The sequence below is a fragment of the Actinotalea sp. JY-7885 genome, from assembly GCF_014525465.1.
Taxonomy (GTDB): Bacteria; Actinomycetota; Actinomycetes; order Actinomycetales; family Cellulomonadaceae; genus Actinotalea.
Genome location: NZ_JACEXH010000209.1, coordinates 1 through 5,103 on the forward strand (window position 1 = coordinate 1; position 5,103 = coordinate 5,103).

Genomic DNA, 5,103 nt, shown 5'->3' on the forward strand with positions numbered 1-5,103 from the left:
CGGGGACCTGCTCGCGGACCCGGCGCGCCGGGCGGCGCTCGGCGCGGGGGCGGTGCGCCACGCGCGCGGCCTGGGCTGGGACTCCGCCGCGGCCGCGATGCTCAAGGTGTACGACCTGGCGGCGTCGCGCCGCAGGTAGAGCCCGGGACGCGGTGTGCTGGACGGTCTGGTGGACGGACGTCCCGGGGTGCGTCCGGCGGCGGTGCGGCAGGATGGGCGCATGACCTACACCCTTGTCCTGCTCCGCCACGGCGAGAGCGAGTGGAACGCCAAGAACCTGTTCACCGGCTGGGTCGACGTCCCCCTCTCCGAGAAGGGCGTCGCTGAGGCCACGCGCGGCGGCACCCTCCTGACCGACGCCGGCGTGCTCCCCGACGTGGTGCACACCTCGCTGCTGCGCCGCGCGATCACGACCGCGAACCTGGCGCTCGACGCCGCCGACCGCCACTGGATCCCGGTCCGGCGCAGCTGGCGCCTCAACGAGCGGCACTACGGCGCGCTCCAGGGCAAGGACAAGAAGCAGACGCTCGCCGAGTTCGGCGAGGAGCAGTTCATGCTGTGGCGCCGCTCGTACGACGTCCCGCCGCCCGAGATCGAGCTCGGCTCGCAGTACTCGCAGGACGCCGACCCGCGCTACGCGGGCGAGCCGGTCGTGCGCACCGAGTGCCTCAAGGACGTGCTCGAGCGCGCGCTGCCCTACTGGGAGAGCGCGATCGTCCCGGACCTGCGCGAGAACAAGACGGTGCTCATCGCCGCGCACGGCAACTCCATCCGCGCGATCGTGAAGTACCTCGACGACATCGACGACGCGACCATCGCCGGCATCAACATCCCGACGGGCATCCCGCTGCGGTACGAGCTGGACGAGGAGACCCTCAAGCCCGTCACGCGCGGCGGCCAGTACCTCGACCCCGAGGCTGCCGCCGCCGCCATCCAGGCGGTCGCGAACCAGGGTCGCTGACCCACCCGTCGGCCCCGCCGGCCCGTGCGCGCCCCCTGCGTGCGCGAGCCGGCGGGTGCAGGGTGCGCGTCAGGCGCCGCGCTCGTCGGCGAAGTCGCCCGTGACGAGGTACACGACGCGCCGCGCGACGGCCACGCCGTGGTCGCCGAAGCGCTCGAAGTAGCGCGCGCACAGGGTCACGTCGACGGTCTCCTGCGGGGTCAGCTCGCGCTTGCCGCCCAGGGTCGCGCCGAACGTCTCCGCGTGGAGGCGGTCGAGCGTGTCGTCGGCGGCCTCGATCTCCGCCGCGACCTCGAGGTCCCACGAGGCGAGCACCTCGGTGACGCGCTGGGACACGGTGACGGCCGCCTGGTGCATCTGCGTGAAGGTGGGCGTGAGCGAGGCGGGGACGGCGGTCGCGGGGTAGCGCAGGCGCGCCACCTCGGCGACGTGGCGCGCGAGGTCGCCCATGCGCTCGAGCGACGCGCTCATGCGCAGCGCGGAGACGACGACGCGCAGGTCCCGCGCCACCGGCTGCTGCTGCGCGATGAGCAGGACGCAGCGCTCGTCGAGGTCCCGCTCGATGGCGTCGATCGTGTGGTCGTCGGCGATCACGGCCTCGGCGAGCGGCAGGTCCGCCCGCAGCAGGGCGGTCCCCGCGGAGGCGATCGCGGACTCGACGAGCCGGCTCATCGCCGTGAGGTCCTCGCCCAGCGCCGCCAGCTCGGCCGTAAAGGTGTCGCGCATGCCCGTCCTCGCGTGTCGTGTGGTCGCGCCCGGCCGCCCGGGGGTGCAGGGTCGGCTCGAGTGCCTCCCCGGCACCGTGCCACCGCGAGGTGAACGCCCCGCCACCCCGAGGTGAACACTTGCCGGACGCGCGCGGGCCGCTCGGTGACCCGGCCGGGGGACGCGGCGGCCCGAGCCTAAGGTGGGCGCATGATCGAGGGGACGGCCGCGCTGGCCGCGGGCCTGCTCGGCCTCGCGGTCGGGCTCGCCGCGGCCTTCGCGTTCCGGGTCAGCGAGCGCGAGCAGCGGCGCGTCCCGGCGGAGCCGCCGTCGTCGCTCGCGCCGCTCGAGGAGGGCGTGACGGCGGTCCTGGCGGTGCTGCGCTCGGCGGCCGTGGTCGTCGGGCGCGACGGCGAGGTGGTCCGCGCGAGCGCCGCCGCCCACGCGCTCGGCGTGGTCCGCAGCGACCGGCTGGCCCACGAGGTCGTCCGCGGCCTGGTGGACGCGGTGGCGCGCGACGGCGAGATCCGGGACGCCGAGCTCGAGCTCGCCCGCGGGCCCTTCGGGCGCGGGACCGTCCACCTGCAGCTGCGCGTCGCGCCGCTGGGCAGCAAGCACGTCCTCGTGCTGGCCGAGGACCGCACGGAGGCCCACCGCGTCGAGGCCGTCCGGCGCGACTTCGTCGTCAACGTCTCGCACGAGCTCAAGACGCCCGTCGGGGCGCTGTCGCTGCTCGCCGAGACGGTCGAGCAGGCGGCCGACGACCCGGAGGCGGTCCGGCGGTTCGCGGCCCGGATCCAGACGGAGGCGACGCGCCTGTCCCACCTCGTGCAGGAGATCATCGAGCTGTCCCGGCTCCAGGTCGCCGACCCGCTGGGCGAGGCGTCCCTCGTCCGGCTCGACGACGTCGTGGCGGAGGCCGTGGACCGTGCCCGGACGGGCGCCACCGCCAAGGGCATGACGCTCGAGCGCGGCGGCGACGGCGGTGCCGGCGTCTGGGGCGACCACGACCTGCTGGTGACCGCGGTGCGGAACCTGCTCGACAACGCGATCTCCTACTCGGACCCCGGGACGCGGATCGCGGTGGGCACGACCGTGCGCCGCGACGCGGGCACTGTCGAGATCGCCGTCGTCGACCAGGGCATCGGCATCCCCGCCGACCAGCAGGAGCGCCTGTTCGAGCGCTTCTACCGCGTCGACGAGGCGCGCTCGCGGGACACGGGCGGCACGGGGCTCGGGCTGAGCATCGTCAAGCACATCGCGGCCGACCACGGCGGCGACGTCACGGTGTGGTCGGAGCCCGGTCAGGGCTCCACGTTCACCATCCGCCTGCCGCTGGCCTCGCCGAGCGCACCGACCGAAGGAGAGGGCCCATGACGCGCATCCTCGTGGTGGAGGACGAGGAGTCCTACCGCGACCCGCTGTCCTACCTGCTGCGCAAGGAGGGCTTCGAGGTCTCGGAGGCCGCGACCGGGCCGGCGGCGCTCGAGGAGTTCGCCCGCGGGGGAGCGGACCTCGTGCTGCTCGACCTCATGCTGCCGGGCCTGGGCGGCGTCGAGGTGTGCCGGCGCCTGCGCCAGACGAGCACGGTGCCGGTCATCATGCTCACGGCCAAGGACAGCGAGATCGACAAGGTCGTGGGCCTGGAGATCGGGGCCGACGACTACGTCACGAAGCCGTACTCGTCGCGCGAGCTCCTCGCTCGCATCCGCGCCGTCCTGCGCCGGCGCACCGAGGCCCCGGACGCGGGCGACGACGGCGTGCTCGAGGCGGGCCCCGTGCGCCTCGACCCGGAGCGCCACACGGTGGAGGTCGCCGGGACGCCCACCGCGTTCCCGCTCAAGGAGTTCGAGCTCCTGGAGTACCTCATGCGCAACGCGGGCCGCGTGCTCACGCGTGGGCAGCTCATCGACCGCGTGTGGGGCTCGGACTACGTGGGGGACACCAAGACGCTCGACGTCCACGTCAAGCGCATCCGGGCCAAGATCGAGCCCGACCCGGCGCACCCCGTGCGGCTGCAGACGGTGCGCGGCCTCGGGTACAAGCTCGCCGACGACTGATCTGCCCCGCTCGCGCCGCCCGCTGGGCGCGAGCGACCGAACCGTCCCGTCCTGTTCACCCGGCGTTCACCGACGCCCGGCTCCCCGGTCACCCGGGCTGCCTAGCGTCGCAGGCGCCGGGTGCAGACCGCCCCGTGCGCGGAACGACAGGACGGAACACCGTGACAATCGATCGACTCGGCCGCGGGACGACCGTCGTCGCCGTCGGCGCGCTCTGCCTGAGCCTGGCCGCCTGCGGCTCCGACGACGCGGTCCCGGGCGCCACCGCCTCGGGCTCGACCGACGTGCAGGAGGTCTCGACCCTGAGCGGCCAGCTCGAGGGCGCCGGGGCCAGCTCCCAGGAGTCCGCGATGCAGGCGTGGATCGCCGGCTTCCAGAGCGCCAACCCCGACGTGTCCGTGGCCTACGACCCGGTCGGGTCGGGCGGGGGCCGCACGCAGTTCCTCGAGGGCGGCACGCTCTTCGCGGGCTCCGACGCCGCGCTCGACGACGACGAGCTCGCCCAGGTCGCGGAGCGCTGCGTCAGCGGCGAGGCCGCCGAGCTGCCCCTGTACATCTCCCCGATCGCCGTGATCTTCAACCTCGAGGGCGTCGACCAGCTCAACATGTCGGCGGCCACGATCGCGGGGATCTTCGACCAGAAGATCACCTCCTGGGACGCGCCCGAGATCGCCGCGGAGAACCCGGGGGTCGCGCTCCCCGCGCTGCCGATCACGCCGGTCAACCGCTCCGACGAGTCCGGCACGACCGAGAACTTCACCGAGTACCTCGCCGCGACGGCGCCGCAGGCCTGGCCGTACGAGGCCAGCGGTGACTGGCCGGTCTCCGGCGGCCAGTCGGCCCAGGGCACGTCCGGCGTGGTCCAGACGGTCACGGACGGCGAGGGCACGATCGGCTACGCCGACGCGTCGAAGGCCGGCTCGCTCGGCACGGTCGCGGTCAAGGTCGGGGAGTCCTACGTGCCGTACTCGCCCGAGGCGGCCGCCGCCGTCGTCGACGCGTCGCCGCGCGTCGAGGGGCGAGGGGACGCGAGCCTCGTGGTCGAGCTCGACCGCACCACGATGGCCGACGGCGCCTACCCGCTCGTGCTGATCTCGTACTCGGTCGCGTGCACGCAGTACGAGGACGCCGCCGAGGGCGAGCTGGTGCAGGCCTTCCTGTCGTACGTCGCGAGCGAGGAGGGCCAGCAGGCCGCGGCCGAGTCGGCCGGTGCCGCGCCCATCTCCGACTCGCTGCGCACCGACGTCGAGGCCGTCCTCGAGTCCATCGCGTGACGAGCGCCCGGAGCACACGGTGAGCAGCAGCACCCCACGGCTGGCCGCGCCGGACCGGGCGACGCCGTCGCCCGCGCCGGCGTCGGCCGGCGCGCACGGGCCG

General features: G+C 74.6%; 5 protein-coding genes. 4 read left to right on the top strand and 1 reads right to left on the bottom strand.

Translation table 11 applies throughout. The features are described 5' to 3' along the window. Positions 1 to 220 precede the first annotated feature (220 nt). Entirely contained in the window at positions 221 to 961 is a 741-nt protein-coding gene (locus IDM29_RS14795) for a phosphoglyceromutase (RefSeq protein WP_182113041.1), read from the top strand. A 69-nt stretch (positions 962 to 1,030) separates the two neighbouring features. Here the strand turns inward: IDM29_RS14795 and phoU are convergent, their stop codons facing one another. Beyond that, the gene (phoU, locus tag IDM29_RS14800; RefSeq protein WP_182113042.1) at positions 1,031 to 1,687 is read right to left on the bottom strand and encodes a phosphate signaling complex protein PhoU; all 657 of its coding nucleotides are present in this window, start codon (positions 1,685 to 1,687) and stop codon (positions 1,031 to 1,033) included. Between the two features lie 189 nt (positions 1,688 to 1,876). On the opposite strand from phoU, the gene IDM29_RS14805 reads away from it, so the two are divergent. The 3 genes from IDM29_RS14805 (at position 1,877) to IDM29_RS14815 (ending at position 5,000) form a co-directional block, all read left to right on the top strand. After that, positions 1,877 to 3,043, top strand: a complete 1,167-nt coding sequence (locus IDM29_RS14805) for a cell wall metabolism sensor histidine kinase WalK (RefSeq protein WP_182113043.1) — start codon at positions 1,877 to 1,879, stop codon at positions 3,041 to 3,043. Then, positions 3,040 to 3,726, top strand: a complete 687-nt coding sequence (locus IDM29_RS14810) for a response regulator transcription factor (RefSeq protein WP_182113044.1) — start codon at positions 3,040 to 3,042, stop codon at positions 3,724 to 3,726. Before IDM29_RS14805 ends, IDM29_RS14810 begins: the two co-directional genes overlap by 4 nt. A gap of 161 nt (positions 3,727 to 3,887) precedes the next feature. Continuing rightward, positions 3,888 to 5,000 (top strand): phosphate ABC transporter substrate-binding protein PstS, encoded by a 1,113-nt coding sequence (locus IDM29_RS14815; protein WP_220458012.1) that lies wholly within the window; start codon positions 3,888 to 3,890, stop codon positions 4,998 to 5,000. Positions 5,001 to 5,103: the final 103 nt, after the last annotated feature.

What these genes read in the sequence shown, in the direction of transcription:
- IDM29_RS14795 (WP_182113041.1), top strand. Translation starts at nt 221, where the DNA reads ATGACCTACACCCTTGTCCTGCTCCGCCACGGCGAGAGCGAGTGGAAC.
- phoU (WP_182113042.1), bottom strand. Translation starts at nt 1,687, where the DNA reads ATGCGCGACACCTTTACGGCCGAGCTGGCGGCGCTGGGCGAGGACCTC.
- IDM29_RS14805 (WP_182113043.1), top strand. Translation starts at nt 1,877, where the DNA reads ATGATCGAGGGGACGGCCGCGCTGGCCGCGGGCCTGCTCGGCCTCGCG.
- IDM29_RS14810 (WP_182113044.1), top strand. Translation starts at nt 3,040, where the DNA reads ATGACGCGCATCCTCGTGGTGGAGGACGAGGAGTCCTACCGCGACCCG.